Source organism: Alistipes dispar, assembly GCF_006542685.1.
Lineage (GTDB): Bacteria > Bacteroidota > Bacteroidia > Bacteroidales > Rikenellaceae > Alistipes > Alistipes dispar.
The window spans coordinates 2703921-2720414 of sequence record NZ_AP019736.1; the positions used below are offsets into that span (position 1 = coordinate 2703921).

The 16494-nt window shown below is 62.3% G+C and carries 15 protein-coding genes; 5 read left to right on the forward strand and 10 right to left on the reverse strand.

Annotated features, from left to right (window positions below; all coding sequences use genetic code 11):
* Positions 1-12 precede the first annotated feature (12 nt).
* From FME97_RS11265 to FME97_RS11275, 3 genes are read left to right on the forward strand one after another with little or no spacing between them, the layout of a single operon-like run.
* On the forward strand, positions 13-663 hold the full coding sequence (locus FME97_RS11265) for a redox-sensing transcriptional repressor Rex (protein ID WP_141429717.1): 651 nt from the start codon (positions 13-15) through the stop codon (positions 661-663).
* Positions 663-1370, forward strand: a complete 708-nt coding sequence (locus FME97_RS11270; protein WP_141429718.1) for an FAD synthetase family protein — start codon at positions 663-665, stop codon at positions 1368-1370. The genes FME97_RS11265 and FME97_RS11270 overlap by 1 nt, the downstream gene beginning before the upstream one ends.
* Before the next feature lie 17 nt (positions 1371-1387).
* Positions 1388-1798 (forward strand): acyl-CoA thioesterase, encoded by a 411-nt coding sequence (locus FME97_RS11275; protein WP_141429719.1) that lies wholly within the window; start codon positions 1388-1390, stop codon positions 1796-1798.
* 264 nt (positions 1799-2062) lie between these two features.
* Here the strand turns inward: FME97_RS11275 and htpG are convergent, their stop codons facing one another.
* On the reverse strand, positions 2063-4123 hold the full coding sequence (gene htpG, locus FME97_RS11280) for a molecular chaperone HtpG (protein ID WP_141429720.1): 2061 nt from the start codon (positions 4121-4123) through the stop codon (positions 2063-2065).
* Positions 4124-4357: 234 nt separating this feature from the next.
* Between htpG and FME97_RS11285 the strand changes: the two genes are divergently transcribed.
* Positions 4358-4888 carry a nitroreductase family protein gene (locus FME97_RS11285; RefSeq protein ID WP_141429721.1) on the forward strand — a complete coding sequence of 177 codons (531 nt, stop codon included), beginning with the start codon at positions 4358-4360 and terminating at the stop codon, positions 4886-4888.
* Between the two features lie 80 nt (positions 4889-4968).
* On the opposite strand, the gene FME97_RS11290 is transcribed toward FME97_RS11285, so the two are convergent.
* The 4 genes from FME97_RS11290 to dnaE all read right to left on the reverse strand — a co-directional run bounded on the left by FME97_RS11290 (position 4969) and on the right by dnaE (position 11156).
* Complete coding sequence (locus FME97_RS11290) at positions 4969-5919, reverse strand: DMT family transporter (protein ID WP_141429722.1); 951 nt, start codon at positions 5917-5919, stop codon at positions 4969-4971.
* A 103-nt stretch (positions 5920-6022) separates the two neighbouring features.
* Entirely contained in the window at positions 6023-7015 is a 993-nt protein-coding gene (locus tag FME97_RS11295; RefSeq protein WP_141429723.1) for an aldose 1-epimerase, read from the reverse strand.
* 3 nt (positions 7016-7018) lie between these two features.
* Positions 7019-7333: a thioredoxin gene (trxA, locus tag FME97_RS11300; RefSeq protein WP_141429724.1), complete on the reverse strand. Its 315-nt coding sequence runs from the start codon at positions 7331-7333 to the stop codon at positions 7019-7021.
* A 25-nt stretch (positions 7334-7358) separates the two neighbouring features.
* On the reverse strand, positions 7359-11156 hold the full coding sequence (gene dnaE, locus FME97_RS11305; protein ID WP_141429725.1) for a DNA polymerase III subunit alpha: 3798 nt from the start codon (positions 11154-11156) through the stop codon (positions 7359-7361).
* Between the two features lie 193 nt (positions 11157-11349).
* Here dnaE and FME97_RS11310 point away from each other — a divergent pair, with 193 nt between their 5' ends.
* On the forward strand, positions 11350-11559 hold the full coding sequence (locus tag FME97_RS11310; protein WP_141429726.1) for a putative signal transducing protein: 210 nt from the start codon (positions 11350-11352) through the stop codon (positions 11557-11559).
* Positions 11560-11665: 106 nt separating this feature from the next.
* Here FME97_RS11310 and FME97_RS11315 read toward each other — a convergent pair whose 3' ends face one another.
* The 5 genes from FME97_RS11315 to FME97_RS11335 form a co-directional block, all read right to left on the reverse strand.
* Positions 11666-12409, reverse strand: a complete 744-nt coding sequence (locus FME97_RS11315) for an energy transducer TonB (protein ID WP_179954813.1) — start codon at positions 12407-12409, stop codon at positions 11666-11668.
* Positions 12410-12439: 30 nt separating this feature from the next.
* Positions 12440-13177: a shikimate dehydrogenase family protein gene (locus FME97_RS11320; protein WP_141429727.1), complete on the reverse strand. Its 738-nt coding sequence runs from the start codon at positions 13175-13177 to the stop codon at positions 12440-12442.
* 2 nt (positions 13178-13179) lie between these two features.
* The gene (locus FME97_RS11325; RefSeq protein ID WP_141429728.1) at positions 13180-14121 is read right to left on the reverse strand and encodes a polyprenyl-phosphate transporter; all 942 of its coding nucleotides are present in this window, start codon (positions 14119-14121) and stop codon (positions 13180-13182) included.
* Between the two features lie 381 nt (positions 14122-14502).
* Complete coding sequence (locus tag FME97_RS11330; RefSeq protein ID WP_141429729.1) at positions 14503-14799, reverse strand: DUF3276 family protein; 297 nt, start codon at positions 14797-14799, stop codon at positions 14503-14505.
* A gap of 95 nt (positions 14800-14894) precedes the next feature.
* Positions 14895-16475: a S41 family peptidase gene (locus FME97_RS11335; protein WP_141429730.1), complete on the reverse strand. Its 1581-nt coding sequence runs from the start codon at positions 16473-16475 to the stop codon at positions 14895-14897.
* Positions 16476-16494: the final 19 nt, after the last annotated feature.

The following is a 16494-nucleotide window of genomic DNA, read 5'->3' on the forward strand; positions in this document are numbered from 1 at the left end:
GGAGGCAGAGGCATGGCTTCACTGACCAATTCGATTCCCGAAAAGACCATCGAACGGCTGAGCGAATACCGCCGCACGCTGCTCGCCAGTCACAAGCAGGGCATCACGCATATCTTCTCGCACGTGCTGGCCGGCATCCACGGCATCACGGCCGTGCAGGTGCGGCGCGACCTGATGCTGATCGGGTTTTCGAGCGACACGAAGAAGGGCTACGACGTGCAGGTGCTGATCGACTACATCAGCCGTATCCTCGACAGTCCGTCGCCGATGAATATCGCCGTGCTGGGCATGGGCCATCTGGGGCAGGCCATCACCAAATATTTCAACGGCAAGGGGCTGAATCTGAAGATCACGGCCGCATTCGACGTCGATCCCGCGAAAGTCTCCACGACCATCGACGGCATTCCCTGCTACCACATGGATTCGTTCGAGGAGATCGCCGAGGAGAAGGACATCTCGATCGTCATCGTCTCGTCGCCCACGAAGGTGGCCCCGAGCCTGGTCGTGCCGATTATCAATGCAGGCATCAAAGGGGTGCTGAATTTCACCTCCACGCCCCTGAACTTCCCGCAGGGCATCGTCGTCGAGAACTACGACATCACGACGCTGCTCGAGAAGGTCGCCTATTTCGTCAAGGAGAGCGAGGAGAACAGCAACGGCTGATGGAGAAATCGGAGGACAGACGGATTCCGGCGGAGGGAACGTCCTGCCCGGAGTGCAGAAATACGGAACGGCACGGGACCCGCGTCTTCCGTGGTTTCGACGCGTTGCCGCGGTTCGTCCGCCCGGTCGTCACCGTGGGGTCGTACGACGGCGTGCACCTCGGACACCGCGCGTTGATCGACCGCCTCACGGCCGAAGCCCGCGCTGTCGGAGGCGAAAGCGTCGTGTTGACCTTCGACCCGCATCCCCGCATCACGCTGGGACGCGGCGAGGGATTGCGGCTGCTTACGACGCTCGACGAAAAGGTGGCGCTGCTCCGCGGGCTGGGGGTGGACAACGTGATCGTGATCCCGTTCGACCGCACGTTCAGCGCCCTCTCCGGCGAGGAATTCGCCCGGCGCTACCTGATAGGAAAGGTGGGGGCCGCGACGCTCGTGGCCGGATACGATCACCGTTTCGGCCACGACCGCATCGACTGCGACCGTCTGGCGGCGCTGGGGATGCGGATAATCCGCGTGGACGAACGGAGCGTGGAGGGCGAGCACGTCAGTTCCACGGCGATCCGCCGGCTGGTGGAGGCCGGACGGATCGCAGAGGCCGAGCGGTTGCTGGGCCATCGCTTCCGTGCGGCGGTGCAGGAGACTCCGGCTACGGCGGAGACCGCATGCGGGGAGAAGCCCGGCGTATCCGGCCGAAACAACGAATAAACAAAAGAACGACGACCATGTTGAGTCACGACTGCAAGATCCGGGTCTGGTACAAGCATACCGACCAGATGGCCATCTGCCATCACTCGAACTACATCTGCTATTACGAAGCCGCACGCAGCGAACTGCTCCGCGAGCTGGGCATGTCTTTCGCCGAAGTGGAGCGGCGGGGGATCATGATGCCGATACTCGAGGTGCAGTCGAAATACCGCAAGCCGGCCTATTTCGACGAGCTGCTCACCGTGCGCATCATCCTCCGCGAGAAACCCGCCGCACGCATCAACTTCTTCTACGAAATCTACAACGAGCGGGGCGAACTGATAAACACCGGTATGACGCAACTGGGATTCATCCACAGCGACACGCGCCGTCCCTGCCGCTGTCCGGAGTGGTTCCTCGCGCTGCTCGATACCCGCTGGCAGGAGTGATCTCCTCCGGCCGGGACTGCGCGGCGGATGCCGGGCCGTTCGACCCTCGTGCATTCGTTCCCCGGTGCAGTCCGCGGGCGGATGCCGTATGGCGGGCGGGAACATGTTTTCCGGCAGCCGAGGAATGCCCCTGACAGGAAAAAGGCTGTGCGGCACACGGTCCCTGCAAACTGAAATGGCCCCCGTCAGATCACTCTGACGGGGGCCATTTCTTTAGAAAACAGACTTCGGACAGCCTCTTTCTGCATTACAGCCCATGCGGCCTTATTTCTCGATGAGCGAGATCGAACGCTGGATGAAGTCCGTGAGGTTCTTGCCCTTCAGCATGCCGTTGGTCAGCAGCGCCAGGTCGATGATCTGCTTGACGAGGCGGTTCTCGCCGCCGATCTGCCGCAGCCGCTCGTTGCGTTCGTCACGCAGCGTCACTACTTTTTTCGACAGCTCCTCGCGCGTCGATTTCTCTTCGGGCGTGAGGTCCGCCTCTTTCTTGTCCTTTACGATCTCTTCGAACCGCTTCTCCTCGGCCACCGCGGTGTCGATCTTCTTGGTCGTGGTCTTCAGCTTGTCGCCGTAGGCCTTCTCCACGTCGGCGAGAATGTCGATGACGATGGGGTGGTTGCCGTTCACCGCGATCGTGAAGTTGTCGGGCATCTGTCCGTAGAACTGGCTCATGCCTCCGCCACCCACGGCGGCCATCTCCTTCATGCGGCGCATGAACTCGTTCTGCGTGATGACCACCGGCGCTTCGTCGGGCGACATGGCCTCGAACGAAATGTGGTAGTTGATCTTCTCGTCCCTGGGCATCTGGCTCTCGAAGACGGGTGTGAGCAACTCCTGCTGCGCCTCGGTGAGCGACATCTTCATGCTCTCCTCCTTCTGGATCAGCTTGTCGATCACGTCGCTGTCCACGCGCACGAAGCGTTCGTCCTTGTGCTTCGACTCGTACCAGTTGATATAGTGGTTGTCGAGCTGGCCGTCCATCCACAGCACGTCGTAACCCTTGCCTTTGGCCGCCTCGAGGAAGGTGTGCTTCTCCTCGGGATCGTCCACGTAGAGGAACACCACCTGCTTGTTCTTGTCGGTCTGCGCCTCCTTCACCTTTTCCGTGTATTCCTTCGGAGTGAAGTACTTGCCCTCGACGTTTTTCCAGAGCATGAAGTCCGCGGCCTTCTCGGCGAACTTCTCGTCGGTCAGGATGCCGTACTGGATGAAGATCTTCAGGTCGTCCCACTTCGACTCGTAATCGGCGCGCAGGGTGTTGAACAGCTCCTGCAGCCGGTCGGCGACCTTGCGGGTGATGTAGCTCGAAATCTTCTTCACGTTGGCGTCGCTCTGCAGGTAGCTGCGCGAGACGTTGAGCGGAATGTCCGGCGAGTCGATCACGCCGTGCAGCAACGTCAGGTACTCCGGTACGATGCCCTCGACCTGATCCGTCACGAACACCTGGTTCGAGTAGAGCTGGATCTTGTTCTTCTGGATTTCGAAGTTGTTGTGGATCTTCGGGAAGTAGAGTATGCCCGTCAGGTGGAACGGGTAGTCGATGTTCAGGTGGATCGAGAACAGCGGCTCGTCGCTCATCGGGTAGAGCTCGCGGTAGAACTCCTTGTACTGCTCCTCGGTGATTTCGGTCGGCTTGCGCGTCCACAGCGGATCCACGTCGTTGATGACGTTGTCCTTGTCCGTATCCACGTACTTGCCGTCCTTCCACTCCTTGACCTTGCCGAAGACGATCGGCACGGGCAGGAAGCGGCAGTATTTTCTGAGCAGCCCCTCGATTTTCGAGTCCTCGGCGTATTCGAGCGCATCTTCGGCGAGGTGCAGCGTGATCGTCGTGCCGCGGTCGTGCTCCTCGTCGGTCTCTTCCATCTCGAATTCGGGCGTTCCGGTGCAGCTCCAGCGTACGGTCCGGGCGCCCTCCTTCCACGAGCGGGTCACGATCTCCACCTTGTCCGAGACCATGAACGCCGAGTAGAAGCCCAGTCCGAAGTGGCCGATGATCGCCTGGTCCTTGTATTTGGCCATGAACTCCTCGGCCCCCGAGAAGGCGATCTGGTTGATGTAGCGGTCCACCTCCTCGGCCGTCATGCCCACGCCGCGGTCCGTCACGGTCAGCGTCTTCCGCTCCTTGTCCGCCGCGACGCGGATCGCGAGGTCGCCCAGCTCGCCCTTTGCTTCGCCCATCGACGAGAGGGTTTTGAGCTTCTGCGTCGCATCCACGGCGTTCGAGATCAGCTCGCGCAGGAAGATTTCGTGGTCCGAATAGAGGAATTTCTTGATCACGGGGAAGATATTCTCCGTGGTGACTCCGATTTTTCCGTTTTTCATAATCGTATCGTGTTGTTTTCAGTTATTTTCCGTTTCACTGCTCCAACAAACGGTGTGCCAGCTCCTGTTGTCTGCCACTTTGTCAGTCCCGTCTGCCATTCACCGCCGGGCGCCGTTTTGCCGGGTGCGTATTTTTTCGTATCTTCGCTTGCGGAGCGTGCCGCGGAGCGAAATCCGCGCGACGGCTCCGCCCCCGCCGGAACGGAGGGGTGACACCCGAAAACCGAAGAAGATATGGATTTTCTCGCATTGGCCAAAAAGCGGTATGCCTGCCGCAAGTACCTCGACCGGAAGGTCGAACCCGAAAAACTCGCCGCTGTTCTCGAAGCGGGGCGCGTGGCCCCCACGGGCGCCAACCGGCAGCCTCAGCGGCTCATCGTCGTCGAATCGCCGGAGGGAATGGAGCGCCTCGCGCGCTGTACGCGCGACTTCGGGGCTCCGGCGGCCGTCGTCGTCTGCGCCGACACCTCCGAGGTGTGGACCCGCAAGTGCGACGGCAAGCGTATCGGCGACATCGACGCCTCGATCGTCACCGACCACATGATGCTCGCCGCCGCATCGCTCGGACTCGACACGTTGTGGATCTGCATGTTCAAGCCCGAAGCCGTGCGCGAGGAGTTCGGACTGCCCGATACGGTCGAGCCGGTGAACATCCTGCTCATCGGTTACGGGGCCGACGCCCCCGCCTCGCCCGACCGTCATGCGACGCTGCGCAAGCCGCTCGAAGAGACGGTCTTCTACGAGCGGTTCGGACAGAAGCGCTGATCCGCATCCGCAACGGACGAAAATCCCGGTACGGCAACATGCCGTACCGGGATTTTTCATCTTCCGCGCGTGCTTTTCCTTCATGCCTCCTTCGCGCCGCCTCCCGCGGCTGCGGTGCGCTCCTCGTCAGCCCGGCTGCGGCTCATCGTCACCAGATAGACGCCGCCGAAGATCAGCACGACCGAGAGGATTTTCGACAGGTTGAAGCTGTCCATACCCCAGCAGACCGCCACGATGCTGGCCACGAGCGGCTGCACGTAGTTATACATGCCGGTCACGGTCGGGCGCAGCAGTTTCTGGCCTACGATGACGAGGATATAGCTCAGGAACGTGCTGCCGACGACGATATAGCCCAGCGACAGCAGCGCGTTCCGCTCCAGCGCCGTCCACTCCGTAGCGATCAGGTCGTCGTAGGAGAAAGGCAACAGGCAGACGAACGAGTAGGTGAACATCCACTTCATGATCGTCACCGGCGAGTAGCGGCCGACGAAGTTCTTGAACAGCACGATATAGAGCGCATAGCTGCACTGCGCCAGCAGCACCAGCAGGTCGCCCCAGACGGATTTGCCGCCCGTGGCCCCGGCCGCTTCCGCGCCGCTGCTGCCCAGGATAAGCAGCAGCGCGCCCGTCGCACCCGCCGCGATACCGAGCAGTTTCTTGCCGGTGACCGGCTCCTTGAGAAGGACGGCGGCCAGGATCATCGCCACGAGCGGCATGCTCGTCGTGATGATCGAGGCGTCCACGGGCGAGGTCATCCCCACGCCGAAGATGAAGCATCCCTGGTTGAAGACGATCGCCAGCAGCGAAGCCCCGAAGAGCTTCATCATGTCCGCCGGCGGCACGTGTTCCGGCCTGCGGAAGAGCGAGGCCGTCCAGAAGAGGAGCATCGCCCCGGCCACGCGCAGATCGGTGACGACGAGCGGCGTCACGACGCCGCCCGCCATGACCGCTTTGGCCACCGGGGACATCAGTCCCCACATGGCGTTGGCCCCGAGCATGGCGCCGTGGCCCTTCAACGATTCGTATTTCATGTTTTTTCCGTGTCTGTAAAACGAAAACCCCTCGACGAGTGCGAGGGGTTTTCCGATTCGGTCGTGCGGAGGTCGCGCCTGCCCTCCGGTTTCCGGCGCCGCGTCATTGCGCGTAGAGCCGGAAGCGCATGCTCCACTTGTCGCCCGGCGCCACGGAACGGAACCCTTCGGCCGCGGGATCCGCGGCATTCGGGGCGTTCGTCGTCCACGACTGCGGTTCGGGGCAGCAGTAGGGGACTTCGCCGCCGTTGTTCCAGAGCGTCCAGCTCGTGGTCTGTCCGTCCGCCTCGAAGAAGGTCCTTGCGCCCGAGCGCCGGTTCTCGACCAGCGCCCCGCGGAACTCCCGTCCGTCCACTTCGATCCCGCGCACCGTGAAGGCCGCCTCGATCGGTTCGCATCCGGTCACTTGCAGCCCCTCGCCGCGCAGCCTGGCGAAGCGCTCCGAGAGCGGCAGTCTGCGGCCCGTCGGGAGCTTGCGGGCATCCAGCTCGATCTCCTCGCCGACGGCCGCGCGCATCACGTAATCCTCCGCCGCGCCTCCGGCGAAGGGGATCCGCATCGGCGTATGAAAACCCGCGCCGACGGGCATCGGCAGCCGGCTGCGGTTGGCGAACATCGCCTCGACCTCCATGCCGCGGGGCGTGAGGCGGTAGATCAGCTTGCACTTGAACTCGTGCGGGAAGTCGCGGAACACGGCGTCGTTCCCGGCGTTCGAGTAGTAGCGGCATTCCACGAGCGTCTCCTCGTCGGTCTCCCATGCCTTCGACACGGCGAACGGCTGGCTTTTGAGGATGCCGTGGTGGTAGTTGTGCTCCTTCTCGATCGTGATGGGGAAGCGGTACGTCCGCCCGTCGAACTCGTAACGTCCATCGGCGATACGGTTGGGCGGGAAGAGCAGCGGCATTCCGAAAACCTGCGGACGGCGCCGGAAGGTCTCGATCTCGTCGGCCGCGGGCGTGCGCAGAATCTCCGCACCCAGCCCCGTGTGGCACAGCCGCACGAGGTTGGCCCCGATTTCGGGGATCACCAGCGCCGTATAGTCGCCTTTGGAGAACTCCACGGCACGGAGCCCGTGGAAATCGACGCTGCGGAGCACGGCTCAGAGCAGTTTTTCGATCTTCGCCTTCAGCGCGTCCTTCGAACAGGCGCCGACCTGCTTGTCCACCTGCTCTCCGCCTTTGAGAAATACGATCGTCGGAATGTTCCGCACGCCGTATTTCATCGTGATCTCGTCGTTCTCCTCGACGTCGCATTTGCCGATGACGACGCGTCCTTCGTATTCGGCCGCCAGCTCGTCCACGATCGGCGACATCGTGCGGCAGGGTCCGCACCATTCGGCCCAGAAATCAATTACGACGGGCTGCCCTGAAGCGAGCAGTTGCTCAAAGTTCTCCTTGTTGATAGCCAATGCCATAGTTGTTGTGAATTGAAATTTAAGTTTATGCGATTGAATATTTGATCTCGTTCTCTTCCAGGTATCCGACCAGCGGCTGCGAGAGGCTCACCTTGTGGCTCTTCGAAAAGAGGTTGAGCGCCACGCGCGCTTCGCGGTCGAAGACGTTCACGCGCAGCAGCGTGTCGCCCTTCGACTGCCGCACGCACTCCGAGAAACCGCGGATGAGCGCCTCGGTCACGTCGCTCACGGGCAACTGCACGACCATTTCCTTGATCGAGTCGCGCATCTCGGAGAGCTGCGTCATGCCGACGATCTTGAACTCCAGCTCCTGATCGTTGTAGGGCTTGGGCTGCACCTTCCCGCGGATGAAGAGGAAGTAGTCGGCGAAGAGGTACTTGCGGAAATTCTCGTAGTCCTTGCCGAAAAGCGCGAACTCGTGCGCTCCGTTGTAGTCCTCCAGCTTGAATTTGCCCCACGGCTTGCCGGTCTTGGTCATCAGGTTCTGCACGCTGACGACCATACCCGCCACGGCGATCTCCTGTCCCTTGAGCGGGTCGAGATTCTCCAGCTCCGAGAGTTGCGTCTTGCACATGTGGTCGATGATGATCTTGTAGTCGTCGAGCGGGTGCGCCGAGAGATAGAGCCCCACCATTTCGCGCTCTTTCGAGAGTTTCTCGAGCTGGCTCCAGTCCGGACAGGCCGGAGTCACGGGACGCTGGATGTCCACGTGCTCGCCGCCGCCGAACAGGCTCTGCTGGGCATTGTTCTGCTCGGTCTGGTAACGCTGTCCGTAGCGCATGAGCTGTTCGATGAAGGTGACGCCGCTCGAATCGCGCGCATCGGCTCCGAAGAACTTGTTGCGCGGGAAGTCGGCGATCGAATCGAACGCCCCGGCGTAGGCCAGGTTCTCCAGGCATTTGCGGTTCACGAGCGAGTAGTTCACGCGTTCGATGAAGTCATAGACGTCCTTGAACCGCCCGTTGGCCTTCCGTTCGGCGATGATGCTCTCCACGGCCGCTTCTCCTACGCCCTTCACGGCTGCGAGACCGAAGCGCACGTCGCCCGCGGCATTGGACGAGAAGGTGCGCATCGACTCGTTGATATCGGGCCCCAGCACGCTGATGCCCATGCGCTTGCACTCGTTCATGTAGAGCGTCAGTTGCTCGATGTTCGTCAGGTTCCGGCTCAGCACCGCGGCCATGTACTCCGAAGGGTAGTTGGCCTTGAGGTAGGCGGTCTGGAACGCCACCCACGAGTAACACGTGGCGTGCGACTTGTTGAAGGCATAGGAGGCGAACTTCTCCCAGTCGGCCCAGATCTTTTCGAGCACCTTCGGGTCGTGGCCGTTCTTCTGCCCTCCGGCGATGAACTTGGGTTTCAGTGCGTCGAGCTTGTCCTTGAGCTTCTTGCCCATAGCCTTTCGCAGCGTGTCAGACTCGCCGCGGGTGAAGTTGGCCAGCAGGCGCGACAGCAGCATGACCTGCTCCTGGTAGACCGTCACTCCGTAGGTGTCCTTCAGGTACTTCTCCATGATCGGGATGTCGTACACGATCGGACTGCGGCCGTGCTTGCGGGCGATGAAGTCGGGGATGTAGTCCATCGGCCCCGGACGGTAGAGGGCGTTCATGGCGATCAGGTCCTCGAAGGTCGAGGGTTGCAGCTCGCGCAGGTATTTCTGCATGCCTGCGGACTCGAACTGGAACGTCCCGACCGTACGGCCCTCGCCGTAAAGGCGGTAGGTCGCCGGATCGTCGATGATCGAGAAGTCGTCGATGTCTATTTTGACGCCTTTCGTCTGGCGGATGTTCTCCACGGCATCCTTGATGATCGAGAGGGTCTTCAGTCCGAGAAAGTCCATCTTGATGAGACCCGTGTCCTCGATCACCGAGCCTTCGTACTGCGTGACGAGCATCTTCTCGCCGGTCTCCTTGTCGTCGGCCGTCGAGACGGGGACCCAGTCGGTGATGTCGTCGCGGCAGATGATCGTGCCGCAGGCGTGAACGCCCGTGTTGCGGACGTTGCCCTCGAGCATCTTGGCATAGCGTATCGTGTCGCGCAGCACGGGGTTGTCCGACTGCTCGGCCGCCTTGAGCTCGGGTACGTAGTCGATTGCGTTCTGGAGGTTGAGCTTCTTGTCCGGAATCTTGTCGGGGACGAGCTTGCACAGCCGGTCCGACTCCGAGAGCATGAGTTTCTGCACGCGCGCCACGTCCTTGATGGCCAGCTTGGTAGCCATCGTGCCGTAGGTGATGATGTGCGCCACCTTCTCCTTGCCGTATTTCTGCGTCACCCAGTTCAGCACGCGGCCGCGGCCGTCGTCGTCGAAATCGACGTCGATATCGGGCAGCGAGATACGGTCCGGATTGAGGAAGCGCTCGAACAGCAGGTCGTAGGCGATGGGGTCGATCTGCGTGATGCCGAGACAGTAGGCCACGGCCGATCCGGCCGCCGAGCCTCGTCCCGGACCCACCGAGACGTCCAGTTCCTCGCGCGCCGCGCGGATGAAATCCTGCACGATGAGGAAGTAGCCCGGGAAACCCATCGTCTTCATGATGTGCAGCTCGAAGCGCAGCCGCTCCTCCTGCTCCTCGGTCAGATGCTCGCCGTAGCGCCGGTGCGCCCCCTCCATCGTGAGTTTGGCCAGGTAGTCGGCCTCGAGCTTGATGCGGTAGAGCTTGTCGTATCCGCCCAGCTTCTCGATCTTCTTGCGCCCCTCCTCTTCGGACATGACCACCTGTCCGTGCTCGTCGCGCGTGAACTCGTCGAAGAGGTCCTGCTCCGTCAGGCGGGCGCGGTATTCCTCCTCCGTGCCGAAGTCGGCCGGAATGGCGAACGTCGGCATGATCGGCGCATGGTCGATGGAGTAGCACTCCACCTGGTTGCATATATCGACCGTCGTGGCCATCGCCTCGGGGTCCGTCTCGCCGAAGATCGCGGCCATTTCGGCCGTCGTCTTGAGCCACTCCTGCTTCGAATAGAGCATCCGTTTGGGATCGTCGAGGTCCTTGCCCGTCGAGAGGCAGATCAGGCGGTCGTGCGCCTCGGCGTTGTCTTCGTCCACGAAGTGCACGTCGTTCGTGCAGACCGTGCGTATCCCGTGTTTGGCGGCCAGTTCGCGCAGGTGTCTGTTCACCTTGAGCTGCATGGGGTAGGCCTCGTGGTTGGCCCGCTCGACGGTCGCCTTGTGGAGCTGGAGCTCCAGATAGTAGTCGTCGCCGAAGACCCGCTTGTGCCAGAGGATCGACTCCTCGGCCTTCTCCATGTCGTCGGCCGTGATCGCGCGCGGGACTTCGCCCGCCAGACAGGCCGAGCAGCAGATCAGCCCCTCGTGGTACTTCTCGATCTCCACGCGGTCCGTACGCGGGCGCATGTAGAAGCCCTCGGTCCACGCCTTCGAGACGATCTTGATGAGGTTGTGGTAACCCTTCAGGTTCTTGGCCAGCAGGATGAGGTGGTAGCCGCTCTGGTCGGGCTTGCCCTCCTTGTCGTGCAGTCTGCGGCGCGCCACGTAGACCTCGCAGCCGATGATGGGTTTGAAAGCGAGCTTGCGCTTCAGCTCTGCGAGCTGCTTCTCGCAGTCGGCGATCTCCGCCGCCCCGGCTTCTCCGCCGCGCAGCTCCTCGAGTCTTTTCTCGCAGTCGGCGGCCTTGTCCTTGAGCTTGCCCTTGACCTTCTTGACATAGTTGTAGAACTCCTTGATGCCGAACATGTCGCCGTGGTCCGTGATGGCGATGCCGGGCTGTCCGTCGGCCATGGCCTTGTCCACCAGACGCTGGATACTGGCCTGTCCGTCGAGGATCGAATATTGGGAATGTACGTGAAGGTGAACGAATTGGGGCATTGTCGTAACGTTGTTTTCGCTCCGGCGCGGCGTGCATCTTCTCCGCGCCGTTCGGGTTCCGCGGACCGCCGGCCGCCGCGGCCGGATACGCACGGACAAAGATAGCGATTATTTCCGGAGAATTAGTGGCAGGGGTCTTGCATTTTATCAACAAAATGCTTAACTTTAAATATCCAACGAAAAACGAAAAACTATGCAAGACGAGACCATGATTGTACTGGCGGAGTACAACACCATCACGGAAGCCGAAATCGCCAAGTCGATGCTCGACAGTGCCGGAATCTGGGCGACGATCCGCAACGAATACATGTCGGCCATCTATCCCATCGGCACGATGCCCGCGCAGGTCGTCGTCCGCGAAGAGGACTACGAAAAGGCCCGGGCCATGCTGCACCACCGGTAGGCGCACGGCCGCGGCCCCGCATGCGAAAGAATCCGCCCCTGCGCAATCGTTGCGGCAGGGGCGGTTCGCATTCGTCTTCGTCCGCGAGCGGTCTGCTCCGGAGGCGTCAGTAGCTTTCGTTCACGTAGTTGCAGCGGTATTCGTAAGCGGTCCGCTGAGGTACGCCATCTACCTTGCGGGGCGTCCATTTGCCTTTGCTGCCGCGGATTACACGGATTACCTCCTTCGACAGTTTCGGATCGGGCGTCTCGAGCGTTTCACCGATCGTGATACGGCCGTCCGGCTCGATGTAGAACTTCACGCACACGATACCGCCGACCCGTGCGAAACGTTCGTCGTAGCGGACGCGCTCCCGCATCCACTCCGTGAAACTCTTGTCCGGATCCTCGCCCAGGAAGAGCAGCGGATCGGGGTCCTGCTCGCGGAGGTATTTTTCGACGGGAATCCGGAGCGTCAGCCGCAGGGTGTAATCCGTCGTGCGTCCGTCCGCATAGGTGGCGGGGGTCCAGCCTCCGAGGCGCGAAAAGGCTTCGGTCAGCGTTGCGCGGGTGGCCTCCGAAGCGGGGGCAAGGTCGCAGCGGTCGCGTCCCTCCGACGTGCTGTCGCGGAAACGCCACTCGTCGATGCTGCCGTCGGCACGGACCATGAACGCCACGCCGACTTTCGGCGAAAGCGTTTCGGCGGGCACGTTCCTCTCCCGTACGACCTTTCCGAACTCGCCGATGAGCCGGCGCATGAAATACTGTACGTCGGCCCCGTTGAAGCGGGGTGCTTCGGGCTGCTCCTGCCCGAAGGCCGCAAAGGTGCAGAACGCCGCCGAGATAATAGGCAGCAGTAAATACTTTTTCATCCGTTTACAGTTTTTGGTTCGTGTCGTGCTTCAGGTATTCCATATTCTCCACGACGCCTCGGCCTGCCCGCGGAACATCGTCTCGCCGTTCAGCACGCGCGCCCCTCGCCGGAGACCGCAGTCGAGAAAACGAGTCAGCGGCGGGTTGTAAACCAGGTCGAGCAGAAAATGCTCCGGCGTGATATAGGCATAGGGGATTCGCGGCGCTTCCCCGACGGCGGGGTAGGTCCCCACGGGCGACGCATTGACGATGAGGCGGCTCTCGGAGACCGCTTCGCACGGCAGGTTGTCGTAAGTGTAGTTGCCTTTCGCCGCGTCGCGCGACACCAATGCGAAAGGAATCCCGCGTTCGGCCAGTGCGTATTGCACGGCCTGCGAGGCGCCCCCCGTGCCGAGCACCAGCGCCTGCGCAGGTTCGGCCCCGCCCAGCAAGCGGTCGAGTGCGGCGCGCAGTCCGGCGATGTCGGTATTGTGGCCCTCCAGCGTTCCGTTCCGCAGGCGGCGGATGCAGTTTACTGCGCCGATGGCCTGCGCCTCGGGAGCGATGCGGTCCAGCAGATGCATGACACTGCGTTTGTAGGGGATCGTGACGTTCAGTCCGCACAACTCCGGCATCGCAGCCAGCAAAGATGGCAGCTCTTCGACGGACGGAAGTTCGTAAAGCGCATATTCGCAGTCCGATAATCCTTCTTTGTGGAATTTTTCCGTGAAGTACTTCGCCGATGCCGAATGCCCGAGCGGCCGGCCGATCAATCCGAACCGGCGCATGGCTACTCTTCCCGTTTTTTGAGTACGATACGTGCCAGCAACTCGATGCCGTAGATGGCGAGGAATCCCGCCGCGCAGAGCAGCACGGCTTCCGCGAGCAGCGACGGTTTGTCGTACAGCGCCTCGAAATGCCCCGGGGCGATGTTTCGTTCCACGAGCGGCTGCAGGACCCCGTGGCTGTCGGTGTAGGTCTCGACGGTCTCCTTCCACGGCCACACCTTGTTGAGCGAGCCGACCATGAAGCCCATCAGCACCGCCACCGTGACGTCGTGCCAGCGTTTGAGCAGCCACGACAGCAGGTGCGAGAAGGAGATGATGCCGGCGGCGGCGCCGACGGCGAAAATAGCGATGACGGGAATGTTCAGGTCGCCGACGGCCTGCATGATATACTGGTACTTCCCCAGCAGCAACAGGATGAAGGCCCCGGAGATGCCGGGCAGGATCATGGCGCAGATGGCGACGGCCCCCGACAGCATGACGAACCACCAGTCGTTCGGCGTTTCGGTCGGCGTGGCGACGGTGATCCACCATGCGGCGGCGGCCCCCACGGCCAGTGCCGCGGCCGTGCGCCAGTCCCAACGGCCGATCTGTTTGGAAACCAGCAGTGCCGAGGCGACGATCAAACCGAAGAAGAACGACCAGATTTCGATCGGGTGATGTTCGAGCAGGTAGGTCATCAGCCGCGCCAGCGAGAAGACGGCGATGGCGATGCCCGTCAGTACGGGCAGCAGGAAACGGCCGTTCACGTGCCGCCACAACTCGCCCAGCCGCAGGCGCGCCAGCAGCCGCAGGGCCGTGGCATCGACGCTGCGGATCGAGTCGATCAGTTCCTCGTAGATTCCCGAAATGAAGGCGATCGTGCCGCCCGAGACGCCCGGAACGACATCGGCCATACCCATGGCGCATCCCTTGAGCGCCAGAACGACAGATTTGGTGAATTTCATAATTCCGTGTTTCGGTCTCCGCCCGTCCGGGACACGTCCCCGGCTGCGGGGCCGCACCGGTCCGTGCGGAAACGCCCGTGTGCAATGCGGACAAACGTCACTCCGCTCCCGCCGCGGCCGCACGAACGGTGCGTAGCGGCGGATACGACGCTACGGTCGTCCGGTCCGTTTATCCGGAGACAAAGATAGTGCAAGCATCGCGCAGAAACAAATCCGGGAAAGATTTTATGCGGCGTTTCCGGTCGTCGCACCGGGCTGCCGGAAACACGAAACAGCCCCGCGATCCGGAGTCCGGGACTCCCGATGATATTCGCGCACGCCGGTTTCGGCAGATCGCCCCGCCCGTACGACAGGGAGTGTCCGGAACCGGCGCGCGGCTCCTTACTTTTCGTTCTCTGCTGCTGCGGGCGTCCGAGAGCGGATGAACGCGATCGTTTCGGCGAGTTCCGACACGAATTTGTCGAAATCTTCCTTATAAAGAAAGATTTTATGCCGGTCGAAGGTAACCTCGCCTCTGGCGTCGGTCATTTTGCGGCTCTCGGTGATGGTCAGGAAATAGTCGTCGCTGCGCGTGGCCCGGACATCGAAGAAATAGGTGCGTCGGCCGGCCTTGACGGCTTTCGATAAAACGGGATCGTCGTGCTCCTCGCTTCCGCGGCGTATGGGTGAAAGAGACATGAACGGTAGCTTTTAGGTTAATCCGGAACTATACGATTCTGGTCTTTAGGTATACGAATATACGCAAAAGAATCCGGATCACCAAAAACTTCCGCCTAATTTTTCCCTTCGAGAAGCGGTTCGCCCCGCCGCCGCCAGTCGGCGAGAATCTCCGTCGCACGGATATACGCCGCATTGAGCGAGGGATTTACGACCCGGAAATAGGCTGCCGGACCGAACATCCGCTGGGCGGCCAGCGCCTTGAGCTGGATGCGCACGACGGACGCCGAGGCGGCGAATCCAGCCGCATCGAACGCCACGCCGCGCCGCTCGCCTTCGGCCGTGAGGCGGCCGAGCAGACTGTCCGAAGGGACGAATCCCGCGTCGAAGGCTTCGAAATCGGCGTAACGCCGCGAAAGGCTGTCGCGCGCACGGTCGAGCCAGTCGTTCACGAAGTCGGCCACGACGCCCTGACGGATCAGCCGCGCGTAGTAATCCGAATAGCCCGCCGTGTCGGGCGCCACGACGACGTCGGGGCGGATGCCTCCACCGCCATAGACCGTGCGCCCGGTGCGCAGCGTGCGGTAGGCCGGAGCTCCGGCGTCGAGCGAATCGCGCGTCCGGTCGTCGTAACGGCGCAGATGGTCGAGGTAGTATTCGCGGCGGTTGCCCTTCTCGTAGGGGCGCTGGATAACGCGTCCCGAAGGGGTGTGGTAGCGGGCCACGGTGAGCCGCACGGCCGAACCGTCGGGCAGTCCGATCTGCCGCTGCACGAGCCCCTTGCCGAAGCTCGGCCGTCCCACGACAATGCCCCGGTCCCAGTCCTGTACGGCGCCGGCGACGATCTCCGACGCCGAGGCCGACGCTTCGTCGATCAGCACGACCAGCCGTCCTGCGGTGTCCTCGCCCGGGCTTTGGGTCTCGAAATCCGTGGGCGGCACGGCGCGCCCCTCGGTGGAGACGACCACGGCGCCGCGCGGCAGGAAAAAGCCCGCCATGCCGATCGCCTGGTCGAGCAGTCCGCCGCCGTTGCCCTGCAAATCGAGGATCAGCGCCCCGGGCCGACCCAGTTTGCGGTACGCCTCCCCGAATTCGGCCATCGTGGTCTGTCCGAAGCGGTTCACCTTGATGTAGCCCACGCTGTCCGAGACCCGATAGGCCGCATCGACCGTGTTGAGCGGAATCCTGTCGCGCACGAGCGTGAAGCGCAGCCGCTCCGGAACGCCGTGGCGCACGACCTCCAGCGCGACCTTTGTGCCGGTCTTGCCGCGCAGGTGCTTCGGCACGTCGGCGCGCGTGAAGCCCACGGCCTCCGTCGTGTCGATGCGCACGATGCGGTCGTTGGCCCACATCCCGGCGCGCTCGGCAGGGCCTCCGGCGACGGTGTTCACCACGATGATCGTGTCGCGCAGCACGTTGAACTCCACGCCGATTCCGCTGAACTCCCCGTCGATGCTCTCGCGCACGCTCCGCATCTCCTCGGCCGTGAGGTAGGCCGAATGGGGGTCGAGCCGTTCGAGCATGCCCGCAATGGCCCCCTCGACGACGGGAGCCATGTCCTCGTCGTCCACGTAAAGCTCCGTCAGGTAGCGGTACACCCGGGCGAATTTCTGCAACTGCTCCACGTCCGCCCGGTCCTGCGCCGCCAGAGGCAGCGCACAGAGCAGGGCGAGCAGAGCCGATAACGGTTTGTGCATCTCGGTCAGTTTTTTGTCC